The organism is Shewanella sp. 10N.286.54.B9 (genome assembly GCF_041468565.1).
In the GTDB taxonomy this organism is placed as follows: domain Bacteria; phylum Pseudomonadota; class Gammaproteobacteria; order Enterobacterales; family Shewanellaceae; genus Shewanella.
In genome coordinates this window covers 1-17,575 of the sequence record NZ_JBFRIY010000021.1, presented here as the reverse complement: position 1 = coordinate 17,575, position 17,575 = coordinate 1, and the positions used below count along the sequence as shown (strand labels likewise).

The following is a 17,575-nucleotide window of genomic DNA, read 5'->3' as shown; positions in this document are numbered from 1 at the left end:
TTGTGTTTAAGTGGCGCTTAGGTTGATAGGTTTGAATGGGTCACATCCCGATTTATAGCAAACTCAACCCAATGCCTTTTAACGTAATAAAAATAGGCGTCAAGAATGACTCGAGACGCCATGAAAGGATGAGTTTAGAATTTCTGTGAGTAGCCGAAGAACACACTACGACCTACAGCGGAATAACTGCTGTTATCTTCCTCATAAAATGGCCAGCTGTTGTGCTCATCGTTACGCTCATCGTAAAGCGGCGGCATTTCATCAGTCAGATTTTTAACACCAGCAGTGAATTTACCATCCCATGGTGCGCTATAACTAAGCGTGAGGTTCAAAGTTTGATACGCATCTAAGGTGTCTGTGTAGTTATCCTCTTCATACTCTTCGCCATCGGCGTCAATAAGAGTAAAGGTGTCAGTGCCCTTAGCTTCGCCGGTGTAGTAGTAAGCTAAGGTGGCCGAGAAATCCGCCATGTTCCAATTTAGGCTTGCCTTACCTTTCCATTTAGGGAAGTAATCGGTTTCAGTTTGCTCTTCGATTTCACTTTCAACAGTCTCTTGATACTCTTTTTTGATTAAGTAAGAAGCACCAATTTTAAGCTTGAATTCACCCGCAACCGTTTCGGGGAATTGGTAGTTAAAGCTTGCATCAATACCTTCTGAGGCTTCATAAGCACTGTTAATAGGGCCTTTACGCATACACGCCAAGTTCTCAATACCGTCGTCATCAAACTCATTGAGGTAGCCAACAACATTCATTTTATCACAGCTAGTGTAGTTACCCGTTTGGTCGTACTGCGCTGGATCATCACGCATCTCATCTGTCGAGATCGTTTTAACAGCACCTTCAAGTTCGATATTCCACCAATCCAAGGTTAGATCGGCATTGTCGGTGATATTGGCGACTAAACCTATGTTCCAAAAATCACCTTTCTCTTCAGTCAGGTTGATATTGCCTGAACTAATACCATCATATTGATCTTCGTAGACCTCATCTGGGATTGTTGGATGAGGATATTCTGTTGAGCCAAAGCTGCGGGTGATGCCCGCGTAAAGCCTATGCATATCAGGGGCTCTAAAACTCTTGCCCCAGTTGGCGCGAACCAACACTTCATCAATTGGACGATACATGAGTCCCACCTGTGGAGTGGTTGCGCCGCCAACGCTAGAGTCGTCTAAGTAATGGTCGTAACGTAACGCCGCTGATAGTTCTAATGATTTTACTGCCGTGATATCTGCCAACAGTGGAATTTGTAGCTCGCCGGCTATGGCAACTCTATCTCTATCGCCTTTACCACCCGTGCCGCCCATACCGATATAGCCGCCGCTGGTGGTCGTGGCATCTAAGGTATCTTCATATCCTTCGCGTGCCCATTCTGCAGTGGTCGCAAAACCAACGGTACCTGCTGATAGTTCCATTAAGTCACCAGTAAATACAGCTTGTAGCTGGTGCATACTTGAATCTGATTCTTTAGTCGAGTCGCCAATCAATGACTCGGCTTGCTCTGTCGTCAGTTTGTTATTGGGGTACCATTTACTTGGGTTGGCATCATTTGGATCAAATGTGACCATATCGAGCAGCGCGTCAGCCTTAACCATGTGGTGATTTTGCTTCTCATATTTGTTGTAGCTGCTTGACCAGGAGACATCTAGCTCGTAATCACCAATTGCACCGTCGATACCAAATGAGATGGCGGCTTTAGTATTTTGAGTGTCATAAGTTCGTGTGCCAGGGTACTCTTCCATACGGCGACGCATTTGGAATTTGTTGTAGTCATCAAAGTCAGTTTTTTCATAGCTCAATGAGCCAGAAGCGCTATCTTCATAGATATAGGTGCCAAAGCCTTTTTCATCTTTGTATTTGGTGGATTCTTTGTATGACGCATTTACCATACCGTAAAGTTGCCAGTCATCATTAAGGTCATAGGTACTGCTGAGCACTAAATTGAGGCGGTCATAAGCCGACTGTAAGCCTCGATCTGCGTATTTGTCGTAGTAACAGTCGTACTTTCCAACTGGAGTGTATATACCCTTGTCACCAAAGAGATTGCTACATTGAGCTTGATCGACAGGACTATATTTATCACTGGTATAGACTTTATCGTAATCACGGACCCAAGACGCCCAACTTGATGCTGACGCATCACCGTACGGACCTGCGCCCCAGCGTGTCTCACCCTCGTCATCTTCATAATAAGCAGGGCTATAGAAAAGATCTCTTTGATAAGTTTGGATCTGTTTAACATTTTTATATTCGAGCATCACCAATGTTTGGCTATTCTCAGTATTAAATCCTTGTAGGTATGAGAGGTCGAGTTGCTCGCCGCCACCTTGAGTTGGGTCGTTATATTTTACTGCGACCTTAGCGCCTTCATATTCGGTTTTCAGAATGATGTTAACTACACCGCCAACGGCATCAGAGCCATAAATTGCCGATGCACCGCCAGTAAGGATCTCTATACGTGCCACTGCTGCGGTAGGGATATCTGATACATCGACAAAATTTGACGTGCCACCTGCAGCACTTGGAAAAGAAGCTTGGCGGCGACCATTTATGAGTACCAAGGTTCTGTTTGCGCCCATTCCACGCAGGTTAACTGAACTGGCACTATCGGTAAAACCATCACTTTCGCCATTTAATGAACCACCGGTATTGGCGATTGAAGATTGCAACACCTCCGCAATAGAGGTGAGGCCGCTATTAGCAATCTCATCTGCTGAAATAACAGTTACTGGAGCAACCCCTTCAAAGTCTGCTCGTTTAATGCGAGAACCAGTGACTTCCATTTTCTCCATAGGTTGATCGGCGTTTTTATCTGTCGCCGTTTCTGCTGCGAATGTGGTGGGTGTTATGGTGGCAAGCGCTATTGCCATGCTTAATATTGATCGTTTCATCAGTCATCCTTTAATGTTCGTTAGCCACTTCAATTGGGAGGTTTACGGGCTATTTTTTATAGGAGCTATCTGTTTAGGTGTGGTGCACCCCTGTCAATTTGCTCTGGGGATATTTGTAAATTCTTTGTTAATCATCAGCAATGTTTGCTATGTCGTTTCTTCGTTGTTTATATATCTATTTAATATCTATTTTGTTTTTAATTAATGAGTTACTATGTTTTTGATATGTGCTAAGCGTGTTAACGATATGATTACTTAGGCTTCAATAGCAGAGTTGCTGTGAGTCTACGGATAACTTAATCAAATGGCTTAAGAGGTAATATGACAACAGTAAAGCTAGGGATTAAGTTTGAGCTTGGTAGATGCGTTGTTGATCCTAGCGACCATAGCCTGCGTTTTGACTCTTTACTCGATGATGAGGTTGCGAGTTGTACTACCTTGCAACCTAAGTTTATTGAGCTGCTCAGCTATCTGGCTCACCGTTATCCAGAAGTGGTCTCCCGTGATGAGATAATTGAGCATATTTGGGATGGAAATACCTACGTAGGCAGTAAAGCGCTTACCAATGCGATCTGGCATCTTCGGCAGCAGCTTAAGCCTATTGCAACCGAGCCTATTATAGAAACTGTGCGTAAAAGCGGTTATCGCCTTCTGGTCGAGCCACAATATAATGCAGCTGACTTAGTCGATGACGTTGATGTATTGCAGCAACTACAAAGTCGCACAAAAAAACTAAACGTAGCGCTAAAAAACAGTTGGATAGCAATAGCCTGTGTCAGTGTAATAAGCCTAATCACTCTCGCTTACCACCTTTACCAAGATCAGATTAAAATGATGGAGCCACAGGTTTCACGATTATCATGGGGCGGAGAGGCTGAGCGCTTTCCGGCGGTATCACCAGATGGGCTTTGGTTGGTATATGGCAGTCGCAGTCACGGTCAAAGTTACAGCCTGTATTTAAAAGATTTAACTGATTTCGACAGCAGCCCCAAACGACTAACTTCTAATGCAAGTCGAGAAGCTCGCGCGGTTTGGAGTGCTGATGGCACCGGGCTTTATTTCCCAAGTACAGATAAGAAAACCGATGAATGCTTTATTAAACATTTTGCTATCGCAACGGCAGAAACGCTTAGCCTAACGCCTTGTAATAGCTATATGTCTGCAATTGATCTAGCGCCCGGTGATACTGAGCTGGCATATATAGGCTTTGATTTAGAGAGTGATGTTGGCGGTCTTTACACAGTTGATTTACAACAGCAACAAGTACTACCAACTCGGATCTCTTGTTTAGTTGATTGTAACTACAGGGACCGTGATTTAGCTTACAGCCACGACGGAAAATGGTTAGCAATAGCACGACGTTTTGGCAATATATCGGAAGATATTTTCATTTTAAATCGAGATTCGGGTGAGGAGCAGCGCTTAACTGAAGGGCTGGAAGATATCCGCGGAATAAGCTGGCATCAAGATAATCAACGTCTGGTCTTTAGCACTGAAACATCTGGGGTGCGTAATGGTTTTATTGTCGATATCAAGACCAAGCAAACTGAAGCCTTAAATATAAAGGGCTTTAGTTATCCTAAGTTTTTGATTGGAAGCGACGCTTTGGTGTTTGAACGGCATAAAAAAGAGTACCAAATTGTCTCCTTACCGACGAATGCCGCAGTCGCTACGGCTCCCTTTCCTATGTTGCAGTCGGGCTTTAGTTTTAGAAACCCGGACTATTCAGAGCAGACTCAGCGAATTGTATATGTATCCAACCTTACAGGGGCTAATGAACTTTGGACTGCCGATATTAATGGTGAGAATCGACGTCAGCTTACAACATTAAATCAACGAGTGGCCTACCCTAAATGGTCTCATGACGGTAAAAACATTGCTTTTCTTGCTCCCGACGCGAAGGGGGAGGGCAATGTCATTCATGTGCTAAATTTAGCGAGTCAAAGTTTGAGTATTCTGGCCTCGCCCTATATAGACCATGGTAGGCTCAACTGGAGCCGTGATGATAACGCTATCTTTACCTCTACTGCTGATGGGTTAACGCAGTTCTTTTTGACTGAACACCAAGTTAAAGTTATTGCTAAAGTGGCAATACGTTTAGCATACGCGACTGATGACAAGCGATTATTGTTTACTCGAGAGGATAAGAATGGCTTGTGGCAGTTGGCGCTAGATGCGCCAAATAAGTTAACCAAAGTTATTTCGCCGACAATTTTTAAAGAGAACCACAACTGGACAGTGGTTGATAATGGCATCTTTTTTAAGGCAAATGGTGTCGGTTTTCAGCAGATCAACTATTGGGATTTTACTAATAAAATGGTTAAGCCTATTATACGCCTGCCCTCATCGAGTTTAAGCTCTTTTGGATCAATAAGTTACAGTGAAGAGCAGCAACAGTTGCTAATGACACTCTCCAAATACTCTGAGCGTGACGTGATGATGCTCGAACATAAGCTTTTAAGGTAGCCGCATATTAAAAAGCGCTGAATTTGCCGCCTAGTATGGCTTCACGGCTGGCACCTGTTACTGCGGGTAAGTTACCGGGTAACCCTAAGTGGAAGCGCATCGCTAGCCAAGCAAAAGCAATGCCTTCAACCCATTGTGGATTAATGCCCAGCTCCGCTGTTGTTGTGATTTTATAATGAGGCAAGAGGCGGGTTAGGCGACTCATTAGTTCAGTGTTATATGCGCCGCCACCGCAGACATATACCTCTCCTTGTGTTGATAAGGCTAATATATCATTGGCAATACTGAAGCAGGTTAAATCGAGTAACGTTGATTGGATATCAGCGTCACTAAGGTGGTTAAACTCGGCGAGCTGCTGCTCTAACCATGCTTGATTAAACAACTCTCTTCCGGTGCTTTTAGGCGCTGCTAAGGCAAAGTAAGGGTGAGATAATAAGTGCTGTAACATCTTATCGTCGGTGCAGCCAGATTTGGCCCAAGCACCGTCTTTGTCATAAGGTAACTCTTGGTGATATTGGGTCCACGCATCCATTAAGGTATTGCCAGGTCCTGTATCAAAACCAGTAACCGCATCGGTGTTACCTGGTAAATAGGTAATGTTGGCAATACCACCAATGTTTAAAATGATACGTTTATGTTTAGGCGTGGCAAATACCTGCTGATGAAAGGCTGGAACCAGCGGCGCACCTTGGCCATCAAGGGCAATATCTTTACGTCTAAAATCTGCGATAACATCAATGCCAGTTTCAGCTGCAATAGTATTCGGGTCGCCTATTTGTAGGGTAAAGCCCATCTCAAGATTAGGCATATGGCGAACCGTTTGCCCATGGCTACCAATAGCAATAACGGCAAGTTTATCAACGCCAGCTTTATCAAGCAGAACGTTGACCGCTTTTGCAAACAGCTTGCCTACTGCACGGTCAAGATGACCTAAACGATTGATCTCGTCATTGCCCGGTAAGCAAAGCTTTTGTAAGTTAATTAGCAATGCAGAGGGGATCTCTTCTGAGTGATGCTCTATCAAAGATGGCGTATCACCACTGAATTTAACCAGTACCGCGTCAACACCGTCCATACTGGTGCCTGACATTAGACCAATATAATAGCTTTTATTCATAGTATTGATCTCTTCTGTTAGCCTTGATTGAGCAAACACTAATGTGATGCTAGCTGTACTTGTTTATTGTGTTCAAGCTCACCCATTAGCTTTTTACTGACAATCGCAAATTGGGCTTGCTCTTTTTTCGCTATTGCTTGTGACTTTGGCAGCTTAACGGTGCGCGGGTTACGGTGAACCCCGTTTACAATAAATTCATAATGCAGATGAGCACCAGTGACTCGGCCAGTAGAGCCTAAAGTACCAATAATTTGTCCCTGCTTAACAGAGGCGCCAGTTTTCACTTTACGCTTTTTAAGGTGCAGGTACTTGGTGGTGTAGGTGTCATTGTGCTTGATAAAAACGTAATTGCCGTTGTATTGATTATAGGCTGATTTTATTACGCGGCCTTTACCCGCGGCTTTAATAGGAGTGCCAACGGCCGCAACGTAATCAACGCCTCTATGGGCTCGTACTTGGCCTGTGACCGGATGTAAGCGGCGAGGGTTAAAGCTTGAGCTTACATACTTAAAGTCGACTGGTGAACGTAAGAACGCCTTACGCATACTGCGGCCTTCAGCAGAGTAATAGTTACCGTCTTTATACCGCACCGCAGTGTAGAGGTCGCCTTGGTTAGTAAACTCAGCGGCTAGAATATTGCCGTTACGCAAAAACTCACCGTCGGCGTATTCCTCTTCAAACAGAATGGCAAAACTGTCACCTTTCCTAAGGTCCAAGGCGAAATCAATATCCCAGCCATAGATCGTGGCCAGCTGCATGATCTGATTTGGGGTTAGTCCAGCGGCAACGCCTGCATTCCAAAAGTTATTTTCAATGGTGGCATTGGCAAACTTGCTGCGAGTTTCAACCTGTTTAGTGCTGATGCTCTCTTGATATTTATCATCAACTCGGTTTACCACCAAGGTGGAAATTTTATCCAAGTGGTAGCGTAGTTGCACCAGTTGACCATCATCGTTTTTAGCAATCACTAACTCATCGCCAGGCATGATTTTAAGTAAGTTCTTTTTGGACTTAGGCAATTGAGTGACGTCGTAGACATCTTTCGCGGTTAAACCAGCACGGCTAAAGAGTGCCGCAAGCGTGTCACCACTTTTAACCTGAAAATGTTTTTCGTTTAATACTGGTTCAATATCTACTGCTGTTGTTTGTTCTGTTTTTATTTGATTGCGCGAAGAAGTTTGCGCTAAAGGCTGTTTTCGAGTCTCAGCATTTTTTTGATTGATTGAATCTGAACCCGTAGGAGGAGTCGGTGTGCGAAATGCTAAAGGTACGTCATAACGCGTATTTAAGCCGTACTCACCGCTTGATGACACCGTTTGTTTCGATGCTTGAACATCATCTGACGGTATTAACACTATAATTAGGGTGACAAAAACTAAGATACAAAGGAGTATTTGATGTAATTTTGGCAGTAATTTAAATAAAGTTATAACCTTTCCCATTGACCTTGGTACCAAATTCGCTCTTTCTTAGTGATCCCCTTAGTGTACACACTTTCATTTGTGCTGGCTAACAAGTAACATTAGTCCCCAGATTTTATGATTAGGCTCCCAGGAGTAACCGCCGACATGGCTGATTTAGAGCAAGCATTAGCAGAAATTAAACGTGGTACTGACGAAATTTTACTTGAAGCGGATCTGCTGGAGAAGCTAAAAGAGGGTCGTCCACTAAAGATCAAACTTGGCGCCGATCCAACCGCGCCAGATATTCATTTGGGCCACACCGTTATTTTGAACAAAATGCGTACCTTTCAAGAGCTAGGTCATGAAGTGATCTTCTTGATTGGTGACTTCACTGGTATGGTCGGCGATCCAAGTGGCAAAAACAGTACTCGTCCGCCGCTGACACGTGAGCAAGTACTTGCTAATGCCGAGACGTATAAAGAGCAAGTGTTTAAGATTTTAGACCCTGCTAAAACTCGTATTGAATTTAACTCTAGCTGGTTAGAGCCACTTGGCGCTGCAGGTATGATCCGTCTAGCATCGCAACAGACTGTTGCGCGTATGATGGAACGTGATGACTTTAAGAAGCGTTATGGTTCAGGTCAAGCTATCGCGATTCATGAGTTTATGTACCCGTTACTGCAAGGTTACGATTCAGTCGCACTTGAGTCAGATGTAGAGTTGGGTGGTACCGATCAGAAGTTTAACTTGCTGATGGGACGTGAGCTACAAAAGTCATCGGGTCAAAAACCACAGACAGTGATCATGATGCCGCTGCTAGAAGGTCTTGATGGCGTTAAGAAGATGTCTAAGTCTGCCCACAACTACATTGGTGTGAGTGAGCCTGCCGGAGAGATGTTCGGTAAGATCATGTCGATCTCTGATGAGCTGATGTGGCGCTACTTTGAATTGCTATCATTCCGTCCGTTAGCTGAGATTGAGCAGTTTAAAGCGGATATCGAAGCCGGTGCTAATCCGCGCGATGTCAAGATTGCATTAGCCAAAGAGATCATTGCTCGTTTCCATGATGAAGCTGCAGCAGACGCTGCCCATCAAGAGTTTATCAACCGTTTCCAGAAAGGTGCACTTCCTAGCGATATTCAAGAGTTAGAAATTGCAGCGGGTGAAGGGATAGCGATTGCTAACTTACTAAAAGAAGCGGGTCTGGTTAGCTCTACATCTGATGCAATGCGCATGATCAAGCAAGGCGCAGCGAAGATAGACGGTGACAAGATTGAAGATACACGTATGCAGCTAACGGCTGGCACAACGGGTGTTTTCCAAGTGGGTAAGCGCAAGTTCGCTAAAATCACTTTGGTATAAGGCTTTATTTCAATATAAAGACTTATACTGCCACAGTGCTCATAAAGTGCTGATTATTGACAACGGTCTGTACCAAAGTGCAGGCCGTTTTTACATTGCCAAGTAAGCTTTGCGGCATCTACGCTCCACAAGCCTTTCTGTTTCTCCATCGACAATATCAATAACATTTTTGGATGCTTACTATTCTGTTGGCTAACACTGTAAGTGACCACTTTGCCATTGAAATTTTTAATTCTCGCTAAAGTAAAGTTATCACCTGAATAGTGTTCAGAGATAGATTCCGGCGCCTGCGTCCACTTTAAAGACTGCTGTTGAGCTTGATCAAGTTGCCGATTAAACTTGTTTATTGGCTGCACAGCATAAGACACCACTATGGGATTGTCATAGGCCAATGCAGCGCCGCACAGCAGAGCTGAAAAAGCAAAAAAGGTACGAATAATATTGATAAAACTCATAACAACCTACAGCAAAAAAATGTGTCTCTATTGCTTTGACAGGTCAGATTGAAAAAGTTTCCTACAGCAGTTTTAAAATGCGATCCAGCGCCCACGGAATATATCCAGTTTGCAGTTTACTCGCAGGTTTTAGTGGTTATTGAGTCGAGAGCTGATCTGACATGGTTTGGTAGTCCATCAAATCTTGGTGCTCTTTTACACGATTATTAGTCATATCCAGACTTAGCGTGGTCACCCCTGGGATAGCGAGATCAATAATTCTACCGGGCTTACCAAACTGCTCTCCAGGGCCTTTGTAATGGTAGTTACCAATCAGAACAACTAAAGAGCCTGAATTATACATATGTTCGATATTAAAGTTGTACTCCAGCACGCCGCGATGGGCGCGTTTTAAAAAATTTAATATGTGGCGTTTCCCGGTGTATTTACGCTTGGCCGTTCTATCATTAAACACGCTGTCACGATTATAAAATGAGGTTAGCTTTGCGTAATCTTGGCTAGTGAGAGCCTTAATATACTTAACTGCTAGTTGCTGCTCTTTAGGCATGTCACCGATGTTGGCGAAGCTTGGCAAGCTGAAAAAAACCAGGAGTAAACTAAATAATTGTAATCTCATTTTTGTTGGGTCTTTAAGTCAAATGCAGGTAAAGATAGATGCCAGCGTATTGCAGCTAATCTTATTATTAATGCGGTCGCCATAGCAAACAGCAGCGCAAACATATCTGGCGCTCCCCAATATAAGCTAATGGTGTAGCAGATCCCACCCATAATTGATGCTGTCGCATAAATTTCTGTGCGCAGTACCATCGGCACTTGTTGACAAAGCAGATCGCGAATAATGCCGCCACCGACTCCGGTAATCAGTCCCATCACTACCGCTATCATACCGCCTAGCTCTAGGTTCAGAGCCTTTTCAGCGCCAATAATGGTAAACAGTGCTAAACCTAGGGCATCAGCCACAGGAAAGATATATCTAGGTACACGCTTTGGTTTGCGCACAAATATCAGTGTTAGCAGCACGGTCGCTAAAATTACAATAATGTAGTTAGGGTCTTGGATCCAAAACACAGGCGTAGCGCCTAATATCGCATCACGAATACTGCCGCCGCCGACGGCAGTAACAGAGGCCAAAACAATCACCCCAAATGGATCCATTTTATGCCGACCAGCTGCCAGTGCACCTGATAGGGCAAATACTGAGGTACCGCACAGGTCGAAAAAATAGATCCAATCTATCATTTGTCCATCTCTTTCAGGTGGATGTTTAATGCATCGACAGAGATGCGGATTTCAATGACAGATAACAGCAGTGAATAAAGCAATAACAATAAGCTGCAACCAAAGATCAACGAACCAATTTTGTTAAAGCCAATATAGATAAAAATCATGCATAAAACGCACAGTGCAAAACTGAGCACACCGGACTCTTGCATTCTTTTGATAATACTAATTCGTTGACGTAAGTTTTTAAGCTGGCTGTCGTGGATGGGTTGGCCGTCGGCGCTCAAATTTCGAATAAGTGCGGCTAACGCAAAAAAGCGATTGGTATAGGCGAGCAAAAGCAAAGAAATTGCCGGAAATAGCAATGCTGGTGTAGTAAGCGATACATGTATGTTATCTAGCAAATCGAAAGCCCGTAACGGAGATAATAACCAAATTAAGAATAATACCTATGACAACAATATATACAAGATGATGACATTTTTCTGATGCATTTTATTGCTGATTGGTTATTTATGACGCACTAATGTTATCAGATAAATCGGTGCGCCATTGATTAGCTATTGAGTACTCTTAGTGTTCCCCAAATCATTGGCAACAAAACAATCGTCAAGGTCCACAAGGAAAATGCAATCGAGTTAAGCTTTAATGCGCGTTGAATATCGTTAGCTTCGGGCAAGCGGCCATATTTTAATTTGGGTAAAATGACCTTTTCATCGGCATTTTTACCACGTTGAAATTTAGCGGGGCCACCTAGCTCAACGTTAAGCGCACTGGCGATAACGGCACAGGTTTGATAATCAACAATCGGCGCCGCATTGACTTTAGGGCTCAGTAGTACGGCTAAACTTCTTGGACCGCCCTGAATCGCAAGCGTAAAACTCCAAAGTTTAGCGGGAATGAAATGAACAATGCTACTCAGTGCATACACTGCAATGCCGAAGAAACGATACTGCGGATTATAAACCGGCCAAGCATTATCTAGCTGTTTAAGCATTCTCGCCGCTAGCAGCAATGGTACTCCCCCAATGCAATAAAACAGCACGGTAGAGGCAATGCCATAGGTTGGGGTTGTAGCTAAACGTTCAATGGTGACTTTACTCAAACCGACACTAGACAAAGACTGAGTGCTGCGATTGAGCCAAGGCTGCAATAGTGCCCGGGCACGGCCTTTATTATCCCGTTGAATTGCGATAGAAACTTCGCGGGCTATATATCTGAAGTGATCGTCTTGCAGGCAAATATAGATAACTAATGCTTCAAAAAACCACGGAAACTCAGCAAGCTCGATAAAAAAGCTGATAATGAGCCAGAAGGGGATGACTAAAAGCAGTGTTGATAGCGCGCCAGCAAGGATCTGCTGCGAAACTGCACGGTGAGTATGGTTCACTTTTACGCTTAAACTTAACGCTAAATTGCTGAGCCATACCAATGGTTGCAGTTGGCGCGGTAATGGCGCCATACGTGCGAGCAGGATCGACATAAACAGCACTATAGCCCCAATATAGAGTTGGCTATCTTGCGAGAAGAGCTTTGTAAACTCTGGAACCATAGTGGCTGTTATATCCTTGTCTGATTCAGCTTAATTATCTAATTGCCCTATTAAGGCGATAACCATCAATGCTGAGTGGTGACCTGCTTTGATTAAGTACTCGTCAAAATCGACCGCCGAATCGTCATTTGCATTGTCTGACAATGAGCGAATAACCACAAAAGGCATAGTAAACTGATGGCAAACTTGGGCAATTGCCGCCGCTTCCATTTCACACGCTGCCATTGTTGGGAAGTTCTCTAACATAGTCTTAGTTCGTACAGGGTCGCAAATAAAGCTATCACCAGTACAAATTAGCCCCTCAATCGCTTTAACTTCGCCTAGGCTCGCTACTGCTTTTTGCGCTGCAGCGACAAGTTTTGCATCTGGAATAAATGCTGCTGGTTGCTGAGCCATCTGGCCTATTTCATAGCCAAAAGCGGTCACATCGACATCGTGATGACGCACTTCTGATGAGATAACGATATCACCAATAGCCAGATCTTTAGCAAAACCACCTGCTGAACCAGTATTAATAATGGCATCGGGGGCATATTTTTCAATAAGCAGTGTCGTTGCGATACTCGCGGTCACTTTACCAATACCAGAGCGAGTGACAATGACCTCTTTGCCGGCTAATTGGCCAGCGACAAACTCGATACCCGCAATAGTGGTAGAAGTCGAGTTTTCCATCGATTCAACTAAATGCGCAACTTCTGGCTCCATAGCGCCAATAATACCGATTTTCATGAAATGACCTTTTTTAACTGCTTGAGTGATTATGGGCGCTAATATACCACGGCCTATGGTGATAGGGAAAAAGCCAGTGTGGTAAGTTGAGATATGGTGCAAGGGCGGCTAGTTGCAGCTTGCTGACGGCAAGCCATTGTCTTTGTAAGTTGTTAGCTGGGAAGTGTCCCAAAGTTAGTTTACCTTCGAATGAAGACTGATTACATTTTTGGTTGGTGTTGCCATGCAACCTGTTTGAACTTGAGTTCTCATGGCTATTAATTGCCTCCAGCGGGTGCTGGACAGGATGTACGAATGTCGTGAACACATGGTCGATGATGTTCCCGACATCATTATGACATTTCTCATATCTCTATGGGTCAAATGTGAATGAACGACCGCATGTGCAGACACTGCCGTACCTACACTTGCTAATTTAGCGATTTTAACTTAATGAGTGATTTTTAGCCCATTCGGGTAATAAAGGTTTGCTCGTCATCCACAAAAGCCACAAAGCCGCCGTGATAGATAAACACCCGACCACGCCCCTCAACTAGGCAGGCAAGCTGTGGGTTCAAATCTTCTTCGTTATCCTGACTTTGAAATGAGCCGGTATCGGTGATTACGCCGCTGAATGTAGGCAAATATCCATAAGTGCGCTTGGCTTGAGCAATCAAGCTCAATTCGCTGGCGCTTGAGAAGCAAGATGGGATAGCACCGGCTTCTTCAATAAATATCGTTTTCAGTTCTTCAAAAGCTGTAATCACCAGCCAGTCGATGTCGTTAACATGATGGATAAACATAGAGTTTCTCGGTATTTCTGATGCGGAGATTCTATCACTATCAGGGGCAGAACGTAGTAGAGATTTAGTTGCTATGCAGTGCCATTTCCCGACATTCACTAGGCCAACTTGAAACACGTTTCTGCCCCAATCCAAGTTACGTTCATGAAGCTTTGCTTCCATTTTAAGTAAAAGAAAAGTCGTGGCGCTTCGCCCACACCCGAGCCAAGGGGCAAAGCGCTTGCGCCCCTTGGCAATCCCTCAGCGCCCCGGCGAAATTTAAAAAGCGAAATTTCCAACGGGGGGATCTGATTCTGTGAGTTCATGGTAATATTTTTAAGCTCAGATGTTTACGGGAAAATAGCTAAAGCTAAAACCCAAATGCTAAGTATTTACGCTTTTATTCTCTAATGAAGATGTTGTTGAGGCTTTTGTTTCATGGCGAATCCTGTTGCATACAGAGTTTGGTGTTCCCTCCATATATGGAGCTTAGTTGAAACCGCAGAGCAACCAAGTGTAGCTTGAATAAAGATGCCAAAAACGGTGCTGCTAGGCATCGATAATTTTTTAACATTTCACAAAAACTATAAAAATCAGCCTTATGAAAAATGTAAAAAAGTGATACACGGACCCATTGAACAACTTAGGCTCTCTTTCTCCGTACTCAATAAGGCCGTTTATGTCGCCTTAACTTAGAAATTATCTATTTACAGCAATGCCTTAGCAGTGATAGTTTGTTAAAAAGTTAACGAGTTGCTAAGAACGTTATCGAGCGACTAATGAATAAGCTGTTATATGCAAAAGTCTCACATTTGAGCAGGAGTAAACTATGTCAGAAGAAGATGATTGGGAATTAATAATGTCCCCTTTATGTCAATCATTTGAATTAGACGGAAAGTCAGTGCAAATTGATATTTATAATGGTGACAATGGAGGCTGGCTCATTGAGGTTGTTGATGAATTTAATAACTCCACAGTATGGAATGATGAATTCCCAACCGAGCAAGAAGCGCTGGATGAAGCAATTAGCACAATCAAAGCTGATGGTATTTTGGCTTTCATCGGGGATAAGTCGGAAAAACTACATTAGCAATTAGCATATAACAAGCGCATTAAGACGGGACTGCTAACAGTTTGCTCGGTTCCGCTTCGCTTCACATTTTAGCAAACTATTATCAGCCCCTTATGCGGGCGTTAGCTGCCAAAAGGAATTGAGTATATGGAAATATTTCACGCCACAATAGAAGATGCAGAATGTTTGCTAGAACTTCAGCGCGTTGCTTATCAATCAGAAGCTGAACTGCATAATGACTTTAATATCCCTCCTTTAACTCAAACGCTTGATGAACTGAAAGCAGACTTTGAGAGTAAAACCATTTTGAAAGTTGTTGATAACGGTAAGTTATTGGCAAGTGGCCAAGCTTGCTTAGAAGCTGGTAGTTGTCATATTGGACGCATGGCGGTATGGCCTGAACTGCATGGTCAGGGTGTTGGCTCTAAGTTACTTTCTTCACTTGAAACTGTATTTCCAGAAGCTAATCGTGTCGAGCTTTTTACAGGGGAGTTTAGTGCTTTTAATTTAGCGATGTATAAACGTCGCGGTTATTCTGAGTTTAAAACGGCAAAGTTGGGTAAAACGAGAGTTGTATTCTTAGAGCGCAATCTAAAAAGCAGCTAACAAGGTTTTAAAGTCGGACTCATTACAGCTTGCTCGGTTCCACTTCGTTTCACATTTTAGCAAGCTATTACTCGCCGCTTAAAACGGCGTTATGTGTATGAATAAGTCTGAAGCATTATTGAAAATTAGAGCCTCACTAACAGACTAGAAACCTTTCAAGGCGTAGTTTCTTATGCCGATATAGAGTGTAGTTTTTGGGTGAGTACCCTAGCGTTAGTTTTGAAATCACAGGGAGTGTGAAAGTGAATGTGACCAATAATATCAATCAGCTTTATCACCACAGCAGTCAAGTAGAGGCAAGCTCATTAGCAAAAAATAGCCAGCAACAGCCTGTGGTTGATAATGGCCAGCAGGCGTTAACTAGTGCCTTGGAAGTTGTTCAGTCTGCTATCTATCACAAGACCTTGAAAGAAGAGCCGTCAACATATCACCCTAATAAAAATATGGAGGTGTGGGCTGTGCCAAAAGAGACAAAGGGGGAGAGGGGGGCTCGAGAACATGAAACAGGCATGTTGTTCAAGCGCGGCATTAGAGCCGTTAACAATATGAGAGCCTCTTTTAGTGAACTACTGAATGAAGTTCAGAATTTAAGTCCAGCGCTTGCTAAAAAAGATTGGGGCTTTACCGTCGCTGAAGACGGTGGCTTACTCGTATTTGATCCTGGTGAGGCACTAACCGAGGATGAAACGGCATACTTGACCAACTTACTTAACAGTAATGATCAACTAGTGCAGCTATCAAATAAATTATCTGAATCTCTAATTGATGGCATAGCCCTTGAAAGAGGGCCAAGCGGAAGTAGCCGTTACCTAGGGCAATACCATGTAGATAAGAGCAATTTAAAAGACATCATCGATGTACGTGGCATTATTGATGCCCCTCAAATTCACCAACGAGTAAATAGGGCCAGTACAACAGCAGATCCATTTTCAATTTTCACTGAGATGACAAAACAACTTTCTAGCCGCGCCGAAGCGCGTTATGCCCCTTTAGACTGGCAGCCTAATATGACGACGGAGCAAAACAATAAATACATGCTGTCTTTAGGGTATGAGCGTGTAGACACACTTTGGGGACAGAACAAATAACGTATAAGGATAGGCCGCGCGCAGCCGCGTCCTTATCCCAAGTGTTGAACAAGCCCGAGTAATACCTTTATAGTGTAAATATCGGCGTAAGATCTTACGCTTTTTCGATGTGTGCTGAGCAGTAACATTTTTTACTAGCCGCATCTATCCCTTAGCATCGCCAGCTAATTTCGTTACCTCAACATATCAATGCCTTAGCACCTCCTTTTTCTTATTTTTATCTGTATGTTAAATCTAGATTTTGTCGTCCTGTCCGAATTCAATATCAGCAAACTCCCCCATTTTTTCGAACTGTTTGATTATTCTTTGTTGAAAATAACGCCATGACACCTTCGGTACGCGGTAATCGTTGATATCGGTTTTTAAACTGGGTATGTTATTGATTAATAATGGCTGGCTTTGTTTTTTTTGGTCATTCTTTGTTGAAAATAATTCAATTGCGCCTTCGGTACGCGGCTATCGTTGATATCGGTTTTTAAACTGGGTATGTTATTGATTAATAATGACTGGCTATGAGTTTTCTCTTTTCTGGGAGGGAAGATTCAAGTCTCAGGCACTGCTGGATGAAGCGGCAGTCCTTGCCTGTATGGCTTACGTTGAGCTCAACCCTATACGCGCCCAAATGGCTAACACTCCAGAGCAATCGGATTTCACAAGTTTAAAATTAAGAGTCAGTGCAGCCGTAAAAGGCGAGCAACCTAAGAGGTTATTACCCTTTATTGGTAATGAACGGGCACATCAACCAAAAGGCATTACCTTCTCACTGAAAGATTATCTGCAATTGGTTGATGAAACAGGCAGAGTTATTCGTGATGACAAGCGAGGGGCTATTTCAGCGACTGAAAATAATAT

The 17,575-nt window shown here is 43.5% G+C and carries 15 protein-coding genes and 1 pseudogene; 6 read left to right on the top strand and 10 right to left on the bottom strand.

The window, feature by feature from the left end; translation table 11 throughout:
- Positions 1-134: 134 nt before the first annotated feature.
- Positions 135-2,891, bottom strand: coding sequence for a TonB-dependent receptor plug domain-containing protein (locus tag AB4135_RS07870; RefSeq protein ID WP_371991812.1), 2,757 nt, complete (start codon positions 2,889-2,891; stop codon positions 135-137).
- A 321-nt stretch (positions 2,892-3,212) separates the two neighbouring features.
- Here AB4135_RS07870 and AB4135_RS07865 point away from each other — a divergent pair, with 321 nt between their 5' ends.
- Positions 3,213-5,357 (top strand): winged helix-turn-helix domain-containing protein, encoded by a 2,145-nt coding sequence (locus AB4135_RS07865; protein ID WP_371991810.1) that lies wholly within the window; start codon positions 3,213-3,215, stop codon positions 5,355-5,357.
- A gap of 7 nt (positions 5,358-5,364) precedes the next feature.
- Here AB4135_RS07865 and AB4135_RS07860 read toward each other — a convergent pair whose 3' ends face one another.
- Positions 5,365-6,474 carry an anhydro-N-acetylmuramic acid kinase gene (locus AB4135_RS07860; protein ID WP_371991808.1) on the bottom strand — a complete coding sequence of 370 codons (1,110 nt, stop codon included), beginning with the start codon at positions 6,472-6,474 and terminating at the stop codon, positions 5,365-5,367.
- A gap of 38 nt (positions 6,475-6,512) precedes the next feature.
- On the bottom strand, positions 6,513-7,916 hold the full coding sequence (locus AB4135_RS07855) for a peptidoglycan DD-metalloendopeptidase family protein (RefSeq protein ID WP_371991806.1): 1,404 nt from the start codon (positions 7,914-7,916) through the stop codon (positions 6,513-6,515).
- Between the two features lie 126 nt (positions 7,917-8,042).
- Here AB4135_RS07855 and tyrS point away from each other — a divergent pair, with 126 nt between their 5' ends.
- Positions 8,043-9,239: a tyrosine--tRNA ligase gene (tyrS, locus tag AB4135_RS07850; protein WP_371991804.1), complete on the top strand. Its 1,197-nt coding sequence runs from the start codon at positions 8,043-8,045 to the stop codon at positions 9,237-9,239.
- Positions 9,240-9,292: 53 nt separating this feature from the next.
- Here tyrS and AB4135_RS07845 read toward each other — a convergent pair whose 3' ends face one another.
- The 7 genes from AB4135_RS07845 to AB4135_RS07815 form a co-directional block, all read right to left on the bottom strand.
- On the bottom strand, positions 9,293-9,694 hold the full coding sequence (locus AB4135_RS07845) for a hypothetical protein (protein ID WP_371991803.1): 402 nt from the start codon (positions 9,692-9,694) through the stop codon (positions 9,293-9,295).
- A gap of 136 nt (positions 9,695-9,830) precedes the next feature.
- Positions 9,831-10,310 carry a nuclear transport factor 2 family protein gene (locus tag AB4135_RS07840; RefSeq protein WP_371991801.1) on the bottom strand — a complete coding sequence of 160 codons (480 nt, stop codon included), beginning with the start codon at positions 10,308-10,310 and terminating at the stop codon, positions 9,831-9,833.
- Complete coding sequence (locus tag AB4135_RS07835; protein ID WP_371991799.1) at positions 10,307-10,933, bottom strand: trimeric intracellular cation channel family protein; 627 nt, start codon at positions 10,931-10,933, stop codon at positions 10,307-10,309. Before AB4135_RS07835 ends, AB4135_RS07840 begins: the two co-directional genes overlap by 4 nt.
- A complete protein-coding gene (locus AB4135_RS07830) occupies positions 10,930-11,307 on the bottom strand; it encodes a DUF2721 domain-containing protein (protein WP_371991951.1) in 378 nt (125 codons plus the stop codon). Before AB4135_RS07830 ends, AB4135_RS07835 begins: the two co-directional genes overlap by 4 nt.
- A 164-nt stretch (positions 11,308-11,471) precedes the next feature.
- Positions 11,472-12,398, bottom strand: coding sequence for a cobalamin biosynthesis protein (locus tag AB4135_RS07825; protein WP_371991797.1), 927 nt, complete (start codon positions 12,396-12,398; stop codon positions 11,472-11,474).
- Between the two features lie 99 nt (positions 12,399-12,497).
- Positions 12,498-13,196, bottom strand: a complete 699-nt coding sequence (mtnN, locus tag AB4135_RS07820) for a 5'-methylthioadenosine/S-adenosylhomocysteine nucleosidase (protein WP_371991795.1) — start codon at positions 13,194-13,196, stop codon at positions 12,498-12,500.
- A 443-nt stretch (positions 13,197-13,639) separates the two neighbouring features.
- Positions 13,640-13,978 (bottom strand): cytosolic protein, encoded by a 339-nt coding sequence (locus tag AB4135_RS07815; protein ID WP_371991949.1) that lies wholly within the window; start codon positions 13,976-13,978, stop codon positions 13,640-13,642.
- A gap of 808 nt (positions 13,979-14,786) precedes the next feature.
- Here AB4135_RS07815 and AB4135_RS07810 point away from each other — a divergent pair.
- The 4 genes and pseudogenes from AB4135_RS07810 to AB4135_RS07795 form a co-directional block, all read left to right on the top strand.
- Positions 14,787-15,047, top strand: a complete 261-nt coding sequence (locus AB4135_RS07810) for a hypothetical protein (protein ID WP_371991793.1) — start codon at positions 14,787-14,789, stop codon at positions 15,045-15,047.
- A gap of 129 nt (positions 15,048-15,176) precedes the next feature.
- Positions 15,177-15,635, top strand: a complete 459-nt coding sequence (locus AB4135_RS07805; RefSeq protein ID WP_371991791.1) for a GNAT family N-acetyltransferase — start codon at positions 15,177-15,179, stop codon at positions 15,633-15,635.
- 242 nt (positions 15,636-15,877) lie between these two features.
- Positions 15,878-16,723 carry a hypothetical protein gene (locus AB4135_RS07800; RefSeq protein WP_371991789.1) on the top strand — a complete coding sequence of 282 codons (846 nt, stop codon included), beginning with the start codon at positions 15,878-15,880 and terminating at the stop codon, positions 16,721-16,723.
- Positions 16,724-17,249: 526 nt separating this feature from the next.
- Positions 17,250-17,575, top strand: a pseudogene (locus tag AB4135_RS07795) (transposase); the annotation flags it as partial.